17 protein-coding genes and 1 pseudogene are annotated in these 20,143 nt (G+C 71.4%); 9 read left to right on the top strand and 9 right to left on the bottom strand.

Features of this window, described 5'->3' with window-relative positions:
- Positions 1-92: 92 nt before the first annotated feature.
- The 6 genes and pseudogenes from SCNRRL3882_RS38980 to SCNRRL3882_RS38955 all read left to right on the top strand — a co-directional run bounded on the left by SCNRRL3882_RS38980 (position 93) and on the right by SCNRRL3882_RS38955 (position 5,135).
- The gene (locus SCNRRL3882_RS38980) at positions 93-1,091 is read left to right on the top strand and encodes an inorganic phosphate transporter (protein ID WP_010038248.1); all 999 of its coding nucleotides are present in this window, start codon (positions 93-95) and stop codon (positions 1,089-1,091) included.
- A 19-nt stretch (positions 1,092-1,110) separates the two neighbouring features.
- Positions 1,111-1,722, top strand: coding sequence for a hypothetical protein (locus tag SCNRRL3882_RS38975; RefSeq protein ID WP_010038246.1), 612 nt, complete (start codon positions 1,111-1,113; stop codon positions 1,720-1,722).
- A gap of 27 nt (positions 1,723-1,749) precedes the next feature.
- Positions 1,750-2,579, top strand: a pseudogene (locus SCNRRL3882_RS38970) (DUF817 domain-containing protein).
- Positions 2,580-2,633: 54 nt separating this feature from the next.
- Positions 2,634-3,464, top strand: coding sequence for a PP2C family protein-serine/threonine phosphatase (locus SCNRRL3882_RS38965; protein ID WP_010038240.1), 831 nt, complete (start codon positions 2,634-2,636; stop codon positions 3,462-3,464).
- A gap of 136 nt (positions 3,465-3,600) precedes the next feature.
- Entirely contained in the window at positions 3,601-4,578 is a 978-nt protein-coding gene (locus SCNRRL3882_RS38960) for an MASE1 domain-containing protein (protein WP_010038238.1), read from the top strand.
- Between the two features lie 56 nt (positions 4,579-4,634).
- Entirely contained in the window at positions 4,635-5,135 is a 501-nt protein-coding gene (locus SCNRRL3882_RS38955) for a molybdenum cofactor biosysynthesis protein (RefSeq protein WP_010038236.1), read from the top strand.
- A 24-nt stretch (positions 5,136-5,159) separates the two neighbouring features.
- Here the strand turns inward: SCNRRL3882_RS38955 and SCNRRL3882_RS38950 are convergent, their stop codons facing one another.
- The 3 genes from SCNRRL3882_RS38950 to SCNRRL3882_RS38940 form a co-directional block, all read right to left on the bottom strand.
- Positions 5,160-5,822, bottom strand: a complete 663-nt coding sequence (locus SCNRRL3882_RS38950; protein ID WP_010038235.1) for a YceI family protein — start codon at positions 5,820-5,822, stop codon at positions 5,160-5,162.
- 161 nt (positions 5,823-5,983) lie between these two features.
- Positions 5,984-6,820 (bottom strand): hypothetical protein, encoded by an 837-nt coding sequence (locus tag SCNRRL3882_RS38945; protein WP_010038233.1) that lies wholly within the window; start codon positions 6,818-6,820, stop codon positions 5,984-5,986.
- Positions 6,817-8,088: a glycosyltransferase family 4 protein gene (locus SCNRRL3882_RS38940; protein ID WP_029181061.1), complete on the bottom strand. Its 1,272-nt coding sequence runs from the start codon at positions 8,086-8,088 to the stop codon at positions 6,817-6,819. Before SCNRRL3882_RS38940 ends, SCNRRL3882_RS38945 begins: the two co-directional genes overlap by 4 nt.
- Before the next feature lie 218 nt (positions 8,089-8,306).
- On the opposite strand from SCNRRL3882_RS38940, the gene SCNRRL3882_RS38935 reads away from it, so the two are divergent.
- Together SCNRRL3882_RS38935 and SCNRRL3882_RS38930 are read left to right on the top strand one after the other, a co-directional pair.
- Positions 8,307-10,025, top strand: a complete 1,719-nt coding sequence (locus SCNRRL3882_RS38935) for a VanW family protein (RefSeq protein WP_010038229.1) — start codon at positions 8,307-8,309, stop codon at positions 10,023-10,025.
- Positions 10,026-10,140: 115 nt separating this feature from the next.
- Entirely contained in the window at positions 10,141-11,532 is a 1,392-nt protein-coding gene (locus SCNRRL3882_RS38930; RefSeq protein WP_010038227.1) for a hypothetical protein, read from the top strand.
- 46 nt (positions 11,533-11,578) lie between these two features.
- Here SCNRRL3882_RS38930 and SCNRRL3882_RS38925 read toward each other — a convergent pair whose 3' ends face one another.
- From SCNRRL3882_RS38925 to SCNRRL3882_RS38900, 6 genes are all read right to left on the bottom strand, one after another.
- On the bottom strand, positions 11,579-12,361 hold the full coding sequence (locus SCNRRL3882_RS38925; RefSeq protein WP_010038225.1) for a carbonic anhydrase: 783 nt from the start codon (positions 12,359-12,361) through the stop codon (positions 11,579-11,581).
- 164 nt (positions 12,362-12,525) lie between these two features.
- A complete protein-coding gene (gene katG, locus SCNRRL3882_RS38920; RefSeq protein WP_010038224.1) occupies positions 12,526-14,751 on the bottom strand; it encodes a catalase/peroxidase HPI in 2,226 nt (741 codons plus the stop codon).
- A gap of 51 nt (positions 14,752-14,802) precedes the next feature.
- On the bottom strand, positions 14,803-15,240 hold the full coding sequence (locus SCNRRL3882_RS38915) for a Fur family transcriptional regulator (protein WP_010038222.1): 438 nt from the start codon (positions 15,238-15,240) through the stop codon (positions 14,803-14,805).
- Between the two features lie 180 nt (positions 15,241-15,420).
- Positions 15,421-16,383, bottom strand: a complete 963-nt coding sequence (locus tag SCNRRL3882_RS38910) for an HpcH/HpaI aldolase/citrate lyase family protein (RefSeq protein ID WP_010038219.1) — start codon at positions 16,381-16,383, stop codon at positions 15,421-15,423.
- Positions 16,373-17,578, bottom strand: coding sequence for a CaiB/BaiF CoA transferase family protein (locus SCNRRL3882_RS38905; protein WP_029181060.1), 1,206 nt, complete (start codon positions 17,576-17,578; stop codon positions 16,373-16,375). The genes SCNRRL3882_RS38910 and SCNRRL3882_RS38905 overlap by 11 nt, the downstream gene beginning before the upstream one ends.
- A gap of 136 nt (positions 17,579-17,714) precedes the next feature.
- Positions 17,715-18,638, bottom strand: coding sequence for a LysR family transcriptional regulator (locus SCNRRL3882_RS38900; RefSeq protein WP_010038214.1), 924 nt, complete (start codon positions 18,636-18,638; stop codon positions 17,715-17,717).
- 166 nt (positions 18,639-18,804) lie between these two features.
- Here SCNRRL3882_RS38900 and SCNRRL3882_RS38895 point away from each other — a divergent pair, with 166 nt between their 5' ends.
- On the top strand, positions 18,805-20,139 hold the full coding sequence (locus SCNRRL3882_RS38895; RefSeq protein ID WP_010038211.1) for a CitMHS family transporter: 1,335 nt from the start codon (positions 18,805-18,807) through the stop codon (positions 20,137-20,139).
- The last annotated feature ends 4 nt before the right edge of the window (positions 20,140-20,143 follow it).

Genomic DNA, 20,143 nt, shown 5'->3' with positions numbered 1-20,143 from the left:
GGGTCCGTCCGGGGGTTTAGCGGCACGATGGATCCGTGCGCCGACGGCGCCCGTGGCGGTCCGGCGCTCTGGCTGCGGAAAGGTGATCGGTCATGGAGCTCACCCTGGTGGTGCTGATCATCATCGTGGGACTGACCTTCGACTTCACCAACGGCTTCCACGACGCCGCGAACGCGATCGCCACCTCGATCTCCACCAGGGCCCTGACGCCGCGTGTGGCGCTGGCCATGGCCGCGGTGATGAACTTCTGCGGCGCCTTCCTCGGGACCGAGGTCGCCCAGACCGTCGGCAGCGGCATCATCGGTGCGCCCGAGGACGAATCTGGTCTGCTGCTGGTCATGTGCGCGCTCCTCGGAGCCATTGGCTGGAACGTGTTCACCTGGTGGCGGGGGCTGCCGACCTCGTCCTCACACGCTCTGATCGGCGGTCTGGTCGGTGCCGCGCTCGCCGCCTCCGCCACCGTGCACTGGTCCGGGATCGTGGACAAGGTCGTCCTGCCGATGCTGCTCTCCCCGCTGGTCGGTGTGGCTCTCGGCTATGCGCTGCACGTGGCCATCCTGTGGGTGTTCCGTCGTTCGACGCCCCGGCGGACCATGCGCCGCTTCCGTATGGCACAGACCGTCTCCGCCGCCGCGATGGGCCTGGGGCACGGGTTGCAGGACGCCCAGAAGACCATGGGGGTCATCGTGCTCGCCCTGGTCACGGCGGGCTGGCAGGACGACTTCTCGGTTCCGGTGTGGGTGATCGCCGCCGTGGCGGCCGCCATGGCGGCCGGTACCTACAGCGGCGGGCGTCGCATCATCACCACCCTCGGCCGGCGCATCGTGCATCTCGATCCGCCGCGCGGGTTCGCCGCCGAGACCGCCGCCGCGGCCGTCCTCTACACCACCGCGTTCCTGGTGAAGGCGCCGATCTCCACCACGCAGACGATCACCGCGGCCATTCTGGGCGCCGGTGCCACCCGGCGCGCCTCGGCCGTACGCTGGCAAGTGGCCCGCTCCATCGTCACCGCCTGGGTGCTCACGTTCTTCGGCGCCGGGATTCCCGCCGCCGCGATCTACCTCGTCCTGCACGCCGTCACCGGTCTCTGATCCCAGCCCGGAGGCCCACATGACCGACTTTCCCCCGCACGGCCTTCCGGTGCCGGGGCGTTTCGCGCACCTGCACCCCGACGACGGCGCCTGTCTGATGGAGAGCGCCGCGTTGCTGGCCGGCGGCGGGTTCACCGACAGCCCGGCCGGTACGCATCCGGCGCTCGCGGCTCTGGTCCGCGTGGTCAACGACAGCGTCGGTGACGCCACCCGGCACGCCCTGTGGCCGCTGGCCGCAGAGCTCGCCGACGCCCGTCCGGTGGATCGGGCGTACGCGCCGCTGCTCGTCGGCACGGTCGTGGGTGCGGCGCGCGTGCTGCGATGGCCGTCCCGGCGTCTGGCGCGGCACGGCCGTGCGTGCCGTCGGCGGGGCGAGAGGCTCGCTCACGTCCGTGCGGGCGGGCTGCCGGGACGTGTCGCCGATCTGTTGTGGTGGCGTGGCCCGGGGCGACGGTACCTGGAACACGCACTGCGGGTGCTGTGCGCCGCGCCTGACGCGGATGAGCGTCTTGCCGGGCTGCTGCGGAAGGCCGTGGCCGAAGCCCGGGACGCAGCCGGAGGCGGTGCAGCCCGGGGCGGCGCAGCCGGTGAGGGACGGGTGCCGGCCGGGGAGGGCCGCTGCAACCGGTAGGCGCGCGGGCCCGTCCTACAGGGCACCATGATCCCTGCACGTTCCACCGGCCCCGGGACCGCGCCGGTCCGGCAGCTGCTCGACTTCGCCTGAAGCAGACCCGGGCGTGCGCGTTCGCCATCGCGCTGCTGTCCGGCGTGGCCGTGTCCACCCTGCTGCCCGACCTGCCCGTGGCGCGCTATGACCTGCTGGTCGTCTACGGCGTGCTGCTCACGCTGCTGTTCTGGCTGCGTGGCTGGGAGAACGGCCGGGACATCGCCGTCATCGCGGTCTGTCACGTCATCGGCCTGGCCTTCGAGCTGGTGAAGGTGTCGCTCGGTTCGTGGAGCTATCCGGAGCCGGGCGTGCTGAAGTTCGCCGGGGTCCCGCTGTACGGCGGGTTTCTGTACGCGGCCGTGGGCAGCTACGTGTGCCGGGCGTGGCATCTGTTCGATCTCGGGCTCGTGCGCTACCGGCCGCGGGCGACGGCGGTGGTGGCCGCGGCCGTTTACGTCAACTTCTTCAGCCATCACTGGCTGCCCGATGCCCGCTGGGTGCTGGCTGGGCTGCTGCTGGCCGTCACCGCGGGGACGTCGGTGTGTTTCACGGTGCGGGGTGTGCGCCGGCGGATGCCGCTGGCGCTCTCGTTCGTCCTGATCGGCTTCTTCCTGTGGGTGGCGGAGAACCTCGCCACCCTCGTCGGTGCCTGGCGCTATCCGTACCAGGAGCACGGCTGGGAGCCGGTGGGGGTGGAGAAGTTCGGCGCCTGGGCGTTGCTGATCAGCGTCACCTTCGTGCTGGCGGCGGTCGGGCGGGCGCGGGGAGCACGAGTCGTCGACGGGGCCTCAGCCACGTATCCTCCTATGGACACAAATTAGATGATTTGCTTCGAGGGTCGTCACCGACCGTGGCCATCCTCGCCGGAGTGATCAATGTCCCGCACCGGCACGACGGACGACGGCGACGAGCTGCTGACCCGGCTCGGGGCGCTGACGGCTCAGGCGCGTGCGCAGGCCGAGATGCAGCGGTCGCGGGTCGAGCTGGCCATCGCACTGCAGCGCGGCATGCTCCCGCGCGATCTGCCCGTCGCCCGCCGGCTGCATCTCGCCGTGCGGTACGCGCCCGCGTACCAGGGGCTCAACGTGGGCGGCGACTGGTACGACGCCTTCACACTGGGAGACGGCCGTATCGGTCTGTCCATCGGTGACGTCCAGGGCCACAACATCGAAGCCGCCGCCTTCATGGGGCAGGTGCGGGCCGGGCTGCGGGCCCTGGCCTCCGTCACCAGCGAGCCGGGCGAGGTCCTGGCCCGGACCAACGAGCTGCTGCTGTCCCTGGGCTCCGATCTGTTCGCCACCTGCACCTTCATACGGCTCGACCCGTGTGCCGGCGTACTGGAGAGCGCTCGGGCCGGGCACCTGCCCTGCGTCTGGGCAACGGCCGACGGGAAGTCCGGCGTCACCGTGGACGAGGGCGGACCGCCGCTGGGGATCCAGGCGGGGGTGTCGTATCCGGTGACCCGGTACGAGCTGACCACGGGTGGCATGTTCGTGCTGGTCACGGACGGTGTCGTGGAGGGGCCCTGCCTGCGGCTCGAGGAGGGCCTCGACCAGGTGAAGCGGCTCGCGGGCATCGCGGCGGCGGCGGGCATGGACGTGGACGCGCTCGCGGCCGCCCTGATCAAGGGCGCGGAGCAGGTGGGGCACGACGACGACGCCGCCGTGCTGGTGGTCGGCTTCGACGGGCCGGAGGCTCAGCCATAGGTCCGCAGCGGCGGGCTCAGCAATGGGGCCGCAGGGGCTGGCTCAGCCATAGGGCCGCAGGGCCCCTGCTCTCACCTCGCCGCCGCGGCGGCCTCGGTGTCTCATGACTGCTGTGGTGGGTAGCCGGGATCCGCGTATGTCGGCCGTCGTCGCTCTGCAGACGCCGGCCGTTGCCGCCTGCTACTACGTCTCGGGGCACCTGGGCCTGCTGCGGGAACTGGTCGTCGAGGGCTCGGTCGTCACCCCGATCTGGCCCCCCACCGGCGTCTCGGTCGCCTGCTTGCTGATCTTCGGGTTGCGCTGCTGGCCGGGGATCGCCCTGGGCGCCTTCCTCGTGATCCTTTCCCTCACCTCCCTGAGCCCCTGGGCCTTCGCTGTCCTGGCGGGCAACACGGCGGCCCCCGTCGCGGGGTACCTGCTGCTGCGCCGGGCGGGTTTCCGTACCGATCTGGCCCGTCTGCGGGACGGTCTCGCCCTGGTGTTCCTGGGCGCGTTCACCGCCATGCTGATCAGCTCGACCACCGGCGCGGGCATCCTGCTCGCCACGGGCAGGCTCGAATGGCCGGCCTTCTGGGCGGTGTGGCTGGCCTGGTGGGTGGGCGACGCGATGGGCGTGCTGATCGTCACCCCGGTACTTCTCCTGCTGTCCCGCCTCCGCCCGCCGATGCGCCTGTCGCGCTGGAAGGAGGCCTCGGGCCTGGCGCTTGTCATCTGCTGTGTCGTACCGCTGGCCGCACACAGCTCCGTCAGTCTGCTCTTCCTCGTCTATCCCCTGCTGATCTGGGCGGCGCTGCGCTTCCAGCTGGCCGGCAGCATGCTCTGCGCCCTGTTCGCCTCGGTCATGGCCACGGTGGCCGCGACCGACCGGTCCGGGCCGTTCGAACGGCTGACCAGGGTGGAGGTGATGATCAAGCTCCAGGCGTTCAACGGGGCGATGGCGCTGACGGCCCTGATCCTGTCGGCCGTGATCACCGAGCAGATCCACACCCGGCGTTCGGTGGAGCGCGCGTGCCAGGAACTGGTCGAGGTCCTGGAGCACCTCACCGCGGGCGAGTCGGCGGACGGCCGGGCCCCTCTGGAGGACAGGGGGATCGGGCGGAGGCAGGACGAGTGACCGTACGCCTGCGGGGGTCCGCCGGGCGGTGGTGACCGAGGCATAGGGTTGACGCCATGACCGAGGTGGAGGTGCTGCAGCTGCTGGTGTCGCCCGCGCACCGGCTGGCGGGACGGCCGTCGGACGGCCCCTCACCCGGCCCGTCCGACGAGCGCGTCCCCCGAGTGGAGGTGCGTCGTGGCCTGGGGCTGGTCGGCGACCGCTACTACGCCAGGCCGGCCCACCGGAACGCTGCGGTGACCCTCATGGCCGCGGAGAACCTCCCGGCGGACGCCGACCTCCGCCACACCCGCCGCAACGTCCTGCTCAGAGGCGTCGACATCGACTCCTGTGTCGGATCGACGATCGCCCTCGACTGCGGCACCGGACCGGTGGTGTTCGCCGTGCACCGGCCGGCCCGGCCGTGCGCCTGGATGGACGTGACCATCGGCCCCGGCGCCCAGCGCGCCCTGCGCGGGCGGGGCGGTGTGCGGTGCACGCCGCTGAGCGACGGGGTGATCACGCTGGGCCCGGCGACGTTCCGCGTCCTGGCCGGGCCCGGCGACGCCGGGCCGTGAGGCCTGCGGCCGTGACCGGCGCGGTCAGCCGGCCGCCGAGGCCGTGCGGATGGCGGCGATGTCGAGTTGCAGACGCACCTTCTCGCTCACCATCGCGCCTCCCTCGGCCAGTCTGCTGTTGTAGGTCAGGCCCCAGTCGGAGCGGTTGATTGTGGTGGTGCCGTCGAATCCGACCCTTTCGTATCCGAAGGGGTCGGTGACGTGTCCGATGTAGGTCATCTCCAGGACGACCGGCCGCGATATGCCCTTGATGGTGAGCTCGCCCGACATGCGAAAGAGGTCGGCGCCCGCCTGTTCCACCGCGGTACTCGTGAAGCGCATACGCGGATAGGTGGCGACGTCCAGGAAGTCCCGGCCGACCAGGTGGGCGTCGCGCTGTTCCACCCCGGTGTCGACGCTGGCGGTGAACAGGGTGAGGTCGGCCCGCGAGCGGGCGGGGTTGCGCGCGTCGAAGTAGAGGAGGCTTTCGTACTCCAGGAAACAACCGCGCACGGTGGTCACCATGGCATGCCGGACGGAGAAGCCGATCCTGCTGTGAGCGGGATCGACGACCCATTCGCCGGTGAGATTCGCCAGGTCGGGGTCGGGCAGGACCGCAGTGGGGGAAGCCGGTGCGCCGGCGGGACGCTGTGGGGGGACTGGCGGCGTCTGCCGGCGGGACGGCACGACGCGGTTGAACAGGTTCATGATTCATCTAGGTACTTGAGTTTGGTTATTGCCGCAAGTCCCCTTCGTGTTTACGGCAGTTGCGAACGAGCGCCTGACCTTTTTGCCGCCGCTTTGCACAGAATCCACACATGCCTGTCGCGTGGTACCGACGAAATGGCCATCCGAAGGTCCAGGAATTTTCATTTCGGGCATTTCGGCGATTCGGCCGGTGTCACCTCGATCGCGAGGTCGTTGTCGACGGTGTAGTAGGGGCGCGAGATGGATCCGCCCGCCGTGAGTGCCGGGTAGACGAAGACGTGTTTGCGGTCCGCCACGTCGTCGAGAAGCCGGCCGATCCTTATCGGTGGCGCGCCGGTGGTGGGCCGGACGAAGGCGTCCCAGATCCGGCCCGGGGCTTCGGAGCCACCCGTCAGGTCCTCCTGGTCGGCGGTGAAGGAGAACCCTCTGCCGTCGTCGTCGATCCGGGGGCGCAGGTCCCGTACGGTGCCGGTCCCCCGCAGGCGCAGCCGTACGGTGGCGTCCGCACGGAGTTCGGCGCCGTGCAGGCGGGCCTCGACCGTCAGGGCCTGCTGGGTGACGTCGATGGCGCGGGCCTCCGCGTGGGCGGTGCGCCGCCAGGCCCTGAGTGCGAGGAAGCCGTCCTTCGTGACGTAGGGGATTCTGACGGCGACCGGTGAGGGCCGGTCGCGGAGGTGGCCGTCCACGAGGGCGCGCAGGTCTTTGAGGCCGGGGCGCAGCCGCTGTCGTTCGGCTTCCGGTGCCGGGAGCAGGTACAGGTCCCAGCGGCCTTCGTCGAGGGCCGGGTGCGGTTCCAGCACGGCGTGCAGGTCGCCGTCGGCCCGGCCGGGCTTCAGGTCGAGCAGGTGGAGCGTCGTCTCGGGGCGGCCCTTCTTGGGGCGCAGCCTCAGGAGCAACTGGGGGTGGGCAGCCGGGGCCGGCGGGAGGCGGAAGGTGATGCGGCCGTCCGTGTCGATCGCGCAGTGGGTGCGCAGGTGGGTGTCGAGGTGCGTGGTCATCGGCGTCCCTTGCGTATCGCGCGGAGTGCGCCGACGGCCGCGGCGTGGGCCGCGTCGCGGGCGGCGTGGCTCCGGCCGATCAGTGCGCTGTTGCTCCGGTGGTGGTCCTGCGGAGGTGAGGTCCGTCGGCTCGTGGTCCGGGCCGCCAGGGCGTCCTCCAGGAGGCGTTCGGCCTGGGCGACGACGGGGCCGGGGGCGAATCGGCGCGCGTTCTCCAGGGCGGTGCGGCCCATGCGGCGGCGCCGTTCGTCGTCGCCGACGAGTTCCAGCAGGGCCGAGGCGAGGGCGTCGGCGTCCCCGACCGGTACCAGCCGGCCGTCGGCTCGGTCCTCGATGATCTCGCCGGGGCCGTAGGGGCAGTCGGTGCTGACGACGGGCAGTCCGCAGCGCATCGCCTCGACGATGGTCATGCCGAACGGCTCGAAGTTGGACGCGGCCGCGCCGATCGAACCCTTGGCCCACTCGGCCTCCATGGGGGTGGCGGCCCCCATCAGGAACACGTTGTTCCACAGGCGGAGCCGTTCGATGAGGTCCCGCAGCCTGGGCTGTTCCTCGCCCTTGCCGTAGATGCGCAGCTGCCAGTCCGGGAACGCGGCGGCGACCTGGGCGAACGCCTCGATGAGCAGGTCGTAGCGCTTCACCGGGACCAGCCGGCCCGCGGCGATGACGATCTTTGCGGTGCCGTCGGCGGGCGGCACCGCGGGGTCGGGGACGCTGTTCGGGAGGGCCTCGACGTGGACGCCGGGCAGCCACATCTTGCGCCGGTAGGCGGCGGCGTCCGCTTCCGTGACGGTGGTGATCACGTCGAGGCGGCGGTAGGCGCGGCGCAGCGCGGTGCGCAGCGCGGGCGGGTGGTTGTCGAGGGTGAGGTGCTCCTGGCCGACGCGCAGGACGCGCTGCGGGGCCTGCCGCGCGATGTGCACGTTGAGGCCGGGGCGGGTGCCGATGACGACGTCGGTGTCGATCGCCTCCAGGCACTCGCCGATCCGCTGGTCGGTCAGCTCGCTGTACTGGCGGTGGCGGTACTCGGCGGACGGGAACACCTTCGCCGGTCTCTGGTGCAGCGGATGGTCCTCCTCCTTGCGCAGGTCGACCAGCGCGCGCAGCCGCACCCGGGGGTCCAGGACGAGGTTGGGATGCTCGCGGTGGCGTAAAGCGGAGACGATCTCCACGTCGTGCCGCTCGGCGAGCGCCCCGGCGAGGTTGAACGTGGTGGTGATCGTGCCTCCGATTCCATAGGCGTTGTGAATCAGGAAAGAAATCTTCATGTCGGCGTAGACGGCGCCAACCACCCGACAGTTGTTCGCCGTTATCACTCTGTGGCCTGCACGAATACGGGTACGGACCGGCCGGTTCCGGAGTGATCTCGGACAAAAGTGGTCTGGGCCATACCGGTTTGCCGCCCGGATGTGGATAGCTTGATGTGTTTGCCCGCAGCAGTGTCGCGTCACCGGGTGCACCGTCGTCATCGATCTCCAGGAGACCCATGCGCCCCCGCATAACCTCCGTCCCGCGCATCATCTCCCTTCCGCCCCTGGCCCTGGCCGGCGGCGCGCTGGCCGTGGGTGTCGGCGGGCTGTACCTCGCCGGGCTGATGCTGACCGGTGGGGAGATCGACTCCGGTACGACGGTGCGCGGGGTGGAGATCGGGGGCCTGAGCCGTGCGGAGGCGGTGCGGAAGCTGGAGCGGCACCTGGACGCGGCCGGGGCGCGGGAGCTGCCCGTCAGGGTCGGTGACCGCACGGCCACGGTCGATCCGCGGCGCGCCGGGCTCTCCTTCGACGTCGAGGAGACCGTCGACCGGGCGGCACGCACCGGCGCCGGTCCGGTCAGCGTGTTCGGCGGGTTCTTCCGCTCGGGCGGTGACATCGAGCCGGTCGTACGCCTCGACGAGGACAAGGCGCGGGCCGCCCTCGGTCAGGTGGCGAAGGGGCTCGACCAGAAGGTCCGGGACGGTGCCGTCGCCTTCGACGACGGGCGGGTCGAGCAGGTCGCCCCGCGCACGGGGTACACGCTGGACGTGGCCGGCGCGGTCGGCCCGCTGCGCTCCTCCTTCCTGCGCGGCGACACCCGCTCGGTGACGTCGCTGCCCGCCCGCGAGACCAGGCCGAAGGTCACGGCCGACGAGGTACGGCGGGCGGTACGCACGTTCGCCGAGCCGGCCATGTCGGCGCCCGTCACGCTCACCGCGGGCGGCAGGCGGTTCACCGTCGGGCCGGCCGTCCTGGGCGAGCACCTGGCGATGCGGCCGGACGGCAGCGGAAGGCTGAGACCGGAGCTGGACGCCGAGGGGCTGCGTGCTGATCCCGCCGTGGCGGGCCCGCTGAGGGACGTCACCACGACCGCCGAGAACGCGAAACTCCGGCCGGCCGGCGACAAGGCCGTGGTGACCGAGGACGCCAGGATGGGCCGGAAGGTCACCGACAAGGCACTGGGCAAGGCGGTGCTGCCGCTGCTCACCAAGTCGGGCGCGGACCGCAGCGGCGAGGTCGCCGTGGACCGGACCCAGCCCGAGATCACCCGCGAGAACGCCGCGGAGCTGGGGCTGACGGAGAAGATGTCCTCCTTCACCGTCCACTTCGAACCGGCGGAGTACCGTACGAGGAACATCGGCCGGGCGGTGGAACTCATCAACGGCTCCCTGGTCCGGCCCGACGAGACCTGGAGCTTCAACCGGACCGTCGGCGAGCGCACCGAGGCCAACGGCTTCGTCGAGGGCATCATCATCCTCGACGACAAGTTCACGAAGGCGTCCGGCGGCGGGGTCTCCGCCGTGGCGACGACCGTGTACAACGCGCTGTTCTTCGCCGGGGTCAAGCCCGTGGAGCACGGCGCGCACTCCTTCTACATCGAGCGCTACCCGGAGGGCCGCGAGGCGACGGTGGCCTGGGGCAGCCTGGACCTGCGGTTCACCAACGACTCCGGCAAGGCGATCTACATCCAGGCCGAGTCCACGGACACGTCCGTGACCGTCTCCTTCCTCGGCACCCGGAAGTACGACGAGATCAAGTCGGTCAAGGGCCCGCGCACCGAGGTGAAGCAGCCCGAGAAGAAGGTGAGCGACGACAAGGAGTGCGTGCCGCAGACGCCGCTCGAGGGGTTCGACGTCACCGTGGAACGGGTCTTCTACGACGACGGCAGGGAGGTGCGGCGGGAGCCGTTCCGCACGCACTACACGCCGCGTGACGAGATCGTGTGCGAGTGATCCACCCACCGTTCGCCTTCCTGCGCAAGTCTCCCTTCCGAACGGAGCGTTGACCCGCCCCCGGACCGCCAGCACAATGAGCGCGCACTGTTGAGAGCGCTCTCAAGGGAGATCCATGACTGGCAGACCAGGCCCGGCACTCAGCCGGCGTTCGCTCATCGGTGCCGGAATCGGCATCAGTGCCGCGGGGCTCACCGCCGTCGGCTCGGGTCAGGCCCTGGCGGCCGGTCCCTCCGGCACACGTCCCGCATCGGCCCCGGCCCGGGGGCGCGCCTTTCTCGCCGCCGCCATGGACGCCTACCCCGACCAGGGCAGCATCCGCCTGACCCAGAGCTACACCGACCAGGCGGGCCTGTTCAGCACCGCTTTCACTTACGACAACGCCCTGGCGATCCTGGCCCACCTCGCGGCCCGGAGGCCCGAGAGTTTGGCCCGGGCCACGGCCTTGGGCGACGCCCTGCTCTACGCGCAGGCCCATGACCCGGCGTACGACGACGGCAGACTCCGGCAGGCCTACAACGTCGGTCCGTACACCTTCTACGACGGCTCGCCGCAGCCCGACGGCTTCGTACGGCCCGACGGGACGGTCAACGTCGGTACGCAGTTCGGCTTCACCGGCACGGCCGTGGGCGACATGGCCTGGGCGGGCATCGCGCTGAGCGGCCTCGCGCGCCGCACGGAGGCGCGCCGATTCCTCACCGGTGCCGTGCGGATCGGCGAGTGGATCGAGCGGACCGGCCGTACCGACGAGCCGCTGGGCGGCTACAAGTTCGGGGTCGACGGGGCGAATCAGAAGCTTCCGTTCACCTCGACCGAGCACAACACCGACCTGATCTGCCTGTTCGGGCGGCTCGCCCGGCTCACCGGCGACCGGGTGTGGCTGGAGCGGCGGGCGCGGGCCGAGGCGTTCGTGCAGCGCATGTGGGAGCCGTCCGGGGGCTTCTTCTACACCGGAACCAACGACGGCGTGACGGTCAACACGTCGCCGATTCCGGAGGACACCCAGACCTGGACCCATCTCGCGCTCGGCTCGCGCCGCTACTCCCGTTCGCTGGACTGGGCCACGGCCGAGCTGGCAGTCCTGGATCATTCCGGCCGCACGAACAGCACGGTTCCCGCCGGGCAGTCGTACGAGGGCGTCACCTTCAGTTCGGCGAGCCTGCTCGCGAACGAGGACGCTCCGATCGCGGCGGGCCAGCCCAAGCCCGACCGCAACGGCGTGTGGTTCGAGGGGACGGCCCATCTCGCGCTCGCACTGCGCGAGCGGGGGGCGCGTGGCGACGAGGCCCGCGCCCGGCGGTTGCTCGCGTCGACCGAGCAGGCCCAGGACCTGCTGGGCGGTGGTCAGACCGTCGGCGGGAAGGCGCTGCCCGAGCGCAGTGGTGTGGTGTCCGCGAGCAGCCCGCTGGATACGGGGTTCGGCTTCGGCTACTACCCCTACCGGCACACGGGCGCGACCGCCTGGTACCTGATGGCGGCGGCGCGGTACAACCCACTAGGGGCGTGACAGGGCGGCCCGGTCCGCCGCGTACGGCGGCGGACCGGGCGGGTCCTCAGGCGACGCGGTGGACGGCCTGGGTGGTCAGTTCGTAGCGGGCGCCGACGATCGCCAGCTTGCCGGTCTCGACCCGGGCGGCGAGTTCGGGCTCCGCGGCCAGCTGGGAGCGGACGAGCCGGACGTTGGCGCTCACGGTCGCGTCGATCCGGGCGTCTCCCTCCTCGCCGTGGTCTATCGCCGGGCTTATCCGGTCGACGAGGTACTGCATGTGGGCGGGGAGGTGCTGCCCGGACTCTGCCGCCTCCACGGCGGCGCGGACCGCGCCGCACGACTGGTGGCCGAGGACGACGACCAGGGGTATGGCGAGTTCCAGGACGCCGAAGGCGACGCTGCCGAGGACGGCCTCGTCGAGGACCTCTCCGGCCGTGCGGACGGTCATCAGGTCGCCCAGGCCCTGGTCGAAGACCAGCTCCGGGGGCACGCGGGAGTCGATGCAGCCGAGGACGACCGCGAAGGGGTGCTGACCCGTGGCCAACGTCCGCCGTAGCGCGGGGTCTTCGTGCGGGTGGCGTTCCCGGAAGGCGCGCCAGCGGCGGTTGCCCGCGGCCAGTTCCCTGAGGGCTTCGCCGGGGGTGACGGGCCGCGCGGGCGTGCCCCGGCCGGGGGTGGCGGCGGTGGCGGGCCGGGCGGCGCCGAGGCCCGCGCCGACGGCGGCGGCCCCGGTCAGGGCGGTGCGCAGGAGTGTGCGGCGGACCGGGCCGCCGGTGGTCGGCCGTGAACCGGCGACGGGGTGCGGTTCAGGACCGGCGCCTCTGTGGGCAGTGGAATCTGTGTTCACGGCCAGAACGTATGCCCGGATCCGGGCCCGGCCGCGTTCCTTGCCGTTTCATGGTGAGAGTTGGGTAAGTGATGTTCTTACCTTGAACGGCATTTGACGAACCCTCAGGCAACGCGGGACGCCCCGGGCCGGTCGGCCCGGGGCGTCCTGTCAGGCGGGTGTGATCAGACCAGGTCGAACCGGTCCAGGTTCATGACCTTGACCCACGCGGCGACGAAATCGTTGACGAACTTCTCCTTCGCGTCGTCGCTCGCGTAGACCTCGGCGAGCGCCCGCAGCTCGGAGTTCGAGCCGAAGACCAGGTCGGCGCGGCTGCCGGCCCACTTGACCTCGCCGGTGGCGGCGTCGCGGCCCTCGAACGTGGTCTGGTCCTCGGAGGTCGCCTTCCACGTCGTGCCCAGGTCGAGCAGGTTGACGAAGAAGTCGTTGGTCAGCGAGCCGGGCGTCGTCGTGAAGGCGCCGAGCTGGGACTGCTGGTAGTTGGCGCCCAGCACCCGCAGGCCGCCGACCAGGACGGTCATCTCGGGGGCGCTCAGAGTCAGCAGGTTCGCCCTGTCGAGCAGCAGGTACTCGGCCGGGAGGCGGTTGCCCTTGCCGTGGTAGTTGCGGAACCCGTCGGCGGTCGGCTCGAGCGCCTCGAAGGACTCGGCGTCGGTGTGCTCCTCCGTCGCGTCCACACGGCCCGGGGTGAAGGGGACCTCCACCTGGAAGCCGGCTTCCTTGGCGGCCTTCTCGACGGCGGCGGTGCCGCCGAGGACGATCAGGTCGGCCAGGGAGACCTTCCTGGCGCCGGCGCCGGCGTTGAACTCCTGCTGGATGTTCTCCAGGACACGCAGCACCTGGGCCAGCTCGTCGGGCTCGTTGACCTCCCAGCCGCGCTGCGGCTCCAGGCGGATGCGGGCGCCGTTGGCACCGCCGCGCTTGTCGCTGCCGCGGAAGGTGGAAGCCGAGGCCCAGGCGGTGGTCACCAGCTGCGAGACGGACAGACCCGACTCGAGGAGCTTGGTCTTGAGGGTCGCGATGTCCCCGGCGTCGATGACCTCACCCTCGGGCTCGGGCAGCGGGTCCTGCCACAGCAGGGTCTCCTCCGGGACCTCCGGGCCCAGGTACAGCGACTTCGGGCCCATGTCACGGTGGGTCAGCTTGAACCAGGCGCGGGCGAAGGCGTCCGCGAACTCCTCGGGGTTCTCGTAGAACCGGCGGGAGATCGGCTCGTAGATCGGGTCGAAGCGCAGCGCCAGGTCGGTGGTGAGCATCTTCGGGCGGTGCTTCTTCGACGGGTCGTGCGCGTCCGGGACGATCTCCGGGGCGTCCTTCGCCACCCACTGGTGGGCGCCGGCCGGGCTCTGCTCGAGCTCGTACTCGAACTCGAAGAGGTTCTTGAAGAACCCGTTGCTCCACTGGGTCGGCGTCGAGGTCCAGGTGACCTCCAGGCCGGAGGTGATGGCGTCCCCGCCCTTGCCCGTGCCGTAGGTGCTGCGCCAGCCCAGGCCCTGCTCCTCCATGGAGGCGGCCTCGGGGTCGGCGCCGACGTGGTCGGCCGGGCCCGCACCGTGGGTCTTGCCGAAGGTGTGGCCACCGGCGATCAGGGCGACGGTCTCCTCGTCGTTCATCGCCATGCGGCGGAACGTCTCACGGATGTCGCGGGCCGCGGCGAGCGGGTCCGGGTTGCCGTTCGGGCCCTCCGGGTTGACGTAGATGAGGCCCATCTGCACCGCGCCGAGCGGGTTCTCCAGCTCGCGGTCGCCCGTGTAGCGCTTGTCGTCGAGCCAGGTGGTCTCGGGGCCCCAGTACACGTCCTCCTCGGGCTCCCAGACGTCCTCGCGGCCGCCGGCGAAGCCGAAGGTCTCGAAGCCCATCTGCTCCAGGGCGACGTTGCCGGTGAGGATCATGAGGTCGGCCCAGGAGATGGACTGGCCGTACTTCTTCTTGACCGGCCACAGCAGACGGCGGGCCTTGTCGAGGTTGCCGTTGTCCGGCCAGCTGTTGAGCGGGGCGAAGCGCTGCTGGCCGGCGCCGGCGCCGCCGCGGCCGTCGCTGATGCGGTAGGTGCCCGCGCTGTGCCAGGCCATACGGACCATCAGGGGGCCGTAGTTGCCGAAGTCGGCCGGCCACCAGTCCTGCGAGGTGGTCAGCACCTCGGCGATGTCCTGTTTCACGGCCGCGAGGTCGAGGGCCTGGAACGCCTCGGCGTAGTCGAACTCCTCACCGAGCGGGTTGGCCACCTCGGGGTTCTTGGCAAGGATCTTCAGGTTGAGGCGCTCCGGCCACCACTGACGGTTGCCGCCACCCTGGGTGGGGTGCAGGGCGCGCCCGTGGGCCACGGGGCAGCCGCCGCTCGTCTCCTCCTGCTTCGCGTCGGTGACGATCGCGTCGTGGTTCTCAGTCATGGAAATCCTTCCGGACGGGGTGGAACACGGTGCTCGGGTGGATCACATCGCTCAGGTACTGCGGGCGGTGGAGCAGGCGGGGCACAGGCCCCAGTAGATGACCTCGGCCTCGTCGACGGCGAAGCCCCGGTCGTCGGACGCGGTCAGGCAGGGGGCGTGGCCGACCGCGCAGTCGACGTCGGCGACGGCCCCGCAGGACCGGCACACGAGGTGGTGGTGGTTGTCGCCGACCCGTCCCTCGTACAGGGCGGGGCTGCCGGGTGGCTCGAGGCGGCGTATGAGTCCCGCCGCGGTGAGTGCGTGGAGCCCCTCGTACACGGCTTGGACGGAGATGTGGCCGACGCGGCCGCGTACCTCGGAGGCGATCGCCTCGGCGCCGAGGTGGTCGCCGTCCCGCACGGCCTGGAGCAGTGCGACGCGGGCGGCCGTCACCCTCAGGCCGGCACCGCGCAGCTCTTCGGCGGCGGTCGGGTTCCGGGATGCGGTCATGGCGGACAACCTAGCCGCACAAACACGAGTGATTCAAGAAAACGAACGGTTCAATTTTTGTGTCGCGCGGGTGCGGCCAGGTGTGACGCGGGTTGCGCCTTGGGGCCACGCCCTCGACGGCATGCTGTGAACTCCGTCACAGCATCGATGATCGCGCTCCGGTTCGGTGGCGGGATGGTGTCAGCCGTGTCCGTGTCGCGCCAGCACCGCCCGTGCGGTTTCGGCCATGGCCTCGTCGACCATCCGGCCCTCGAAGGTGAGGGCGCCGACGCCGTCACGCTGGGCCGATTCCACGGCTGCCACGAGACGCGCACAGCGGTCGAGCTCTTGGGGGGTGGGGGCGAAGACCTCGTTGATCACGGGGACGTGGGTCGGGTGGACGGCCATCATCCCCTCGTAGCCGAGGGCGCGGTTCTGCTCGGCGAAGGCGCGCAGGCCCCTCAGGTCGGTGATGTCCGTCCACAGTCCGGTGACCGGGCCGGGTGCTCCGGCGGCGCGGACGTCGAGCAGGACGCGGGAACGGAGGGCCAGGGTCTCGGTGCCCTCGGGGCTCCAGCGGTAGCCGACGGCGCGTTCCACGTCGCCGCCGGGTGCGGTCAGTGCGCCGACGTGTGCGACCCGGGGGGCCGCGGCGGCGATGTCGTAGGCGTCGTGCAGGGCGCGGGCCGACTCCAGCAGCGGGACGAGGGCCGTCGCGCCGGCGGGCAGGCCGTGTGCGTGTTCGCACCAGCCGATGAGGCGGTCCGCCAGCCGTACGTCGGCGGCGGTGTGCACCTTGGGCAGGACCACCCCGGCCAGTCCGGGGCGTACGACGGCACGCAGTTCCTCGGCGGCGGTCCAGTCCTCGAGCGGGTTGACGCGGACGAACAGGGCCATGCCGCCGGCCGGCTCCGCGGCGGCCTCCGCCAGGGCCTCGGCCACCCGGGCGCGGGCGAGCGGCTTGTCGGGGGCCGGAACCGCGTCCTCCAGGTCGAGGACGACGGCGTCGGCACCGGCCGCGCGCGCCTTGGGCAGCCAGTCCGTGCGGAGGCCGGGGACGAAGAGGAGGGAGCGGGGTGCCGGCCGGGGGATGGCCGTGGCACGGGACGTGGTCGTGCTGTGGGGCACGGTCGTGCGGGTCGTGCTGTGGGGTTCAGACGACATCGTTCTTCTCCAGTTCGGCCAGTTCCTGGTCGCTCAGTCCGAGCCAGTCGCGGTACACGAGGTCGTTGTCCTGGCCGAGTGCTGGTCCGGTGCGCCAGACGCGGCCGGGGCGTTGCCGGAAGTGCGGGATGACCGCCTGCATCCGGACGTCGCCCAGGTCGGGGTCGGCCACGGTGACGATGTCGCCGCGTTCGGCGTAGACCGGGTCGGCCGCGATGTCGGCCGCGTCGAACACCCGGGAGGCCACCACCTCGGCGCGGGCGAAGGCCTCCAGGCACTCGGCGGCGGTGCGGCCGGCCACCCACGCCCGCAGTCCGTCGTCCAACTCCCCGCTTCGCGCGTGCTGTTGTTCCGACGTGGCGAACTCCTCCTCGGGCAGGCCCAGCAGCCGGGCCACGTTGCGCACCGAGCGCAGGGTCGCGGAGGTCACGGTGATCCACTGCTCGTCGCGGGAGCGGTAGGTGTTGATCACGGCGGCGGGTGCGACCGCGAGCTGGTTGCCGGAGCGCTGCGGCACGGTTCCCAGCTGGTCGTGGACGATGACCTGCCACTCGACGAGCCGGAACAGGGGCTCGAACAGGGCGAGATCGATCCACTCGCCGTCGAAACCGGGATCGTGGTCGCGCCGGTGGAGGGCGGCGAGGACGGCGTAGGCGCCCATCAGACCGGTCACGGCGTCGCCGTGCGAGAAGCCGGTGTGGACGGGCGGCCCGTCGGGGGAACCGGTCAGGTGGACGACGCCGCTGCGGGCCTCACCCATCTTGCCGAAGCCGGGGGCGTCGGCCTGGCTGGACGTGGCGCCGAAGCCGGATATCTGGAGCAGGACGGCCTTCGGGTTGATCCGGTGCACGGACTCCCAGTCGAGGCCCCAGCGGCGCAGGCGCCCGGCGCGCAGGGTGACGATGACGACGTCCGCCCAGGCGACGAGGCGGTGGGCGACCGCGCGGCCCGCCTCGTGGTGCAGGTCGAGCGTGACGGAGCGCTTGTTGCGGGCGGCGACCTTGAACCACAGGGGAACGCCGTCGCGCCGGGGCCCCATGGCGCGAGCGGCGTCACCGGCACCCGGGGGTTCGACGTGGACCACGTCCGCACCCTGGTCGGCGAGCATCGAACCCGCGAGCGGCCCGGCCACCACATGAGCGAACTCGACCACTTTCAGTCCGCACAACTGCCCCTGTCCGGTGGCGTTCGGCATGTCCTTGTCCGGCACGGATGCGTCCCCTCGGCTCAGCTGGTCGGTTCTTCAGACTGCCGAGGCGCAGAAATGCCTGTCCAGCAAAGGAAGGCCATCAATCCATGCGATCAGCGCATGAATCGGCCCGCGTCGGTGCTCAGGCCCAGGAGACTCCCGGCGGCAGGTCCCGGCCCTGGGCGCGGAAGTCCTCGAGCGTCTCCAGGAAGTGCTCGGTCACGCGCGGGAGGGTACGGCGTGCGCGCAGGGCGATGTCGAGGCGCCGGTCGACCACCGGTTCGACGAGCGGCCGGAACACGAAGGGCCCGGTGCCCAGCAGGGGCAGCACCAGGGCGGGCAGCGCGCTCACGCCGAGGCCGGCGGCGACCAGTCCACCCACCGTGGCGACACTGCCGGCCTCCGCCGCCGGTACGGCGTGCGCGTCGACCTGGCCGAACGCGGCGTCCGTCAGCCGCCGCACGCTCGAGTCCCGTCCGACGGCCAGGAACGGCTCGCGGGCCAGGTCCGCCCAGCCGACCTCGTCGCGGGCGGCGAGCGGATGGTCCTCGCGCAGGACCGCGACGAAACGGTCGCGCACCAGCGGGCGGTGCTCCAGCCGCTCGGGCGGCACGCCGACCGTGGTGATCGCGAAGTCCGCGTCGCCGGACAGGACCCGGTTCAGCACGGCCCGTTCCAGGCCGTCCAGCAGGCGTACGGCGACGCGCGGCCGGTCCGTGCGGAAGCCGGAGATCACCTGCGGAAGCAGCACCGCCGCGACGGAGGGCAGGGTGGCGACGGCGACGGTGCCGGACTCGCCGAGCAGGAAGCGGTCCAGTTCCTTCATCCCGGCCCGGTGGGCGCTGAGGATCTGTTCGGCGATCCGCAGCGCCTCGGCGCCCGCGGCGGTCAACTGCACGTTGCGCGTGTCGCGTTCGAGCAGTTGGGCGCCGACCTGCCGCTCCAGGTCGGCGACCGCGCGGCTGAGGGAGGACTGCGAGACGCCCAACTGGGCTGCTGCCGCGGTGAAACTCGTCGCCCGGGCGACGGCCGCGTACGCCGTCAGCTGACGCAGGGTGGCATCCATGGCCGGGAAGCGTACGTCAGAGCGAGCCGATTGATGCGGGGATCGCATGGACAGATGCCGGTTTGATGCTGGACAGGGATCATCCGGCGCTCGGACACTCTCGGCTATCCCCGTACGCCACGCTCTCCGCCGCCGGGGACCGCGACCCGAGAAAGCGAGCGCCATCATGCCGGCAGCCCTGGGCTTCGCCACGATCGCCCTGTTCCTGTTGCTCACCATGACCAAACGGGTCTCGGTGCTGGTCGCGCTGGTGGTGCTTCCGGTGCTCGCGGCGCTGGCGGGCGGGTCCGCGGGCGAGCTGGGCGGGATGGTGCTCGACGGCCTGTCGAAGGTGGCGCCGACCGGCATCATGATCGCGTTCGCCGTGCTGTACTTCAGTCTCATGGTGGACGCGGGTCTGTTCGATCCGCTGATCCGCGGTCTGCTGCGGCTGGCCAAGGGCGATCCGATGCGCGTCACCGTCGCCACGGCCGTCCTCACGCTGTGCGTGGCCCTGGACGGCGACGGGGCCTCCACGTTCCTCATCACCGTCTCCGCGCTGCTGCCCGTCTACCGGAAGCTGGGCATGAGTCCGCTGGTGCTGTCCGGGGTCGTCTGTCTTGGGGCGGGGGTGATGAACATGGTCCCGTGGGGCGGGCCGACGGTGCGTGCCATGGCGGCGCTGAAGCTGGAGAGTTCGGACGTCTTCACGCCCGTGCTGCCCGCGATGGGGTTCGGGATCGCGTGGGTCCTGGTGGCGTCCTGGCTGATCGGCCGGCGGGAGCGGCGGCGGCTCGGTGCTCTCACCGGGCCGCGCGAGGAAGCCGCCGGCGAGCCGGTTCCTGTGAGCGCCCCGGCGCCCGGTGACGGGCCGGGTGCCGTCCGGGTCGCGGCGCCGGCGCCGCGCTGGCTGACGGTCTTCAACCTGCTGCTGACCGTCGTGCTCGTCGTGGCGCTGATCCTGGAGGTCATGCCGCTGCCGGTGCTGTTCGTCCTCGGGTTCGCGGTGGCCCTCCTGGTCAACCACCCCGGCTGGGAACAGCAGCAGGCGCTGCTCGACCGGCACGCGAAGAACGTCGTCCTCGTGACCACGATGATCTTCGCGGCCGGTGTGTTCACGGGGGTCCTCACCGGGACCGGGATGATCGACGAGATGGCCGAGGCGCTCGTGTCCGTGATACCGGACTCCCTCGGCGGCCGTCTGCCGGTCCTCGTGGCCGTCACGGGCATGCCGCTGAGTCTGGTGTTCACCCCGGACGCCTACTACTTCGGTGTCCTGCCCGTCCTCGCCGAGACGGCCCGCGGCTTCGGTACCGACCCGGCCGAGGTCGCCCGGGCCGCCGTGCTCGGCCAGATGACGACGGGTTTCCCGCTCAGCCCGCTCACCGCCGCCACGTTCATCCTGGTCGGCATGAGCGGCGTCCAGCTCGGCGAGCACCAGCGCTTCATCTTCCGCTGGGCCTTCGCCACCACGCTCGTGATGACCGCCGGTGCCGTCCTCACCGGCGCCCTCTCCCTCTGACGGA

The organism is Streptomyces chartreusis NRRL 3882 (genome assembly GCF_900236475.1).
Taxonomy (GTDB): Bacteria; Actinomycetota; Actinomycetes; order Streptomycetales; family Streptomycetaceae; genus Streptomyces; species Streptomyces chartreusis_D.
Note: the sequence above shows the minus strand (reverse complement) of the source record. Positions and strands in the feature narration are given on the sequence as shown.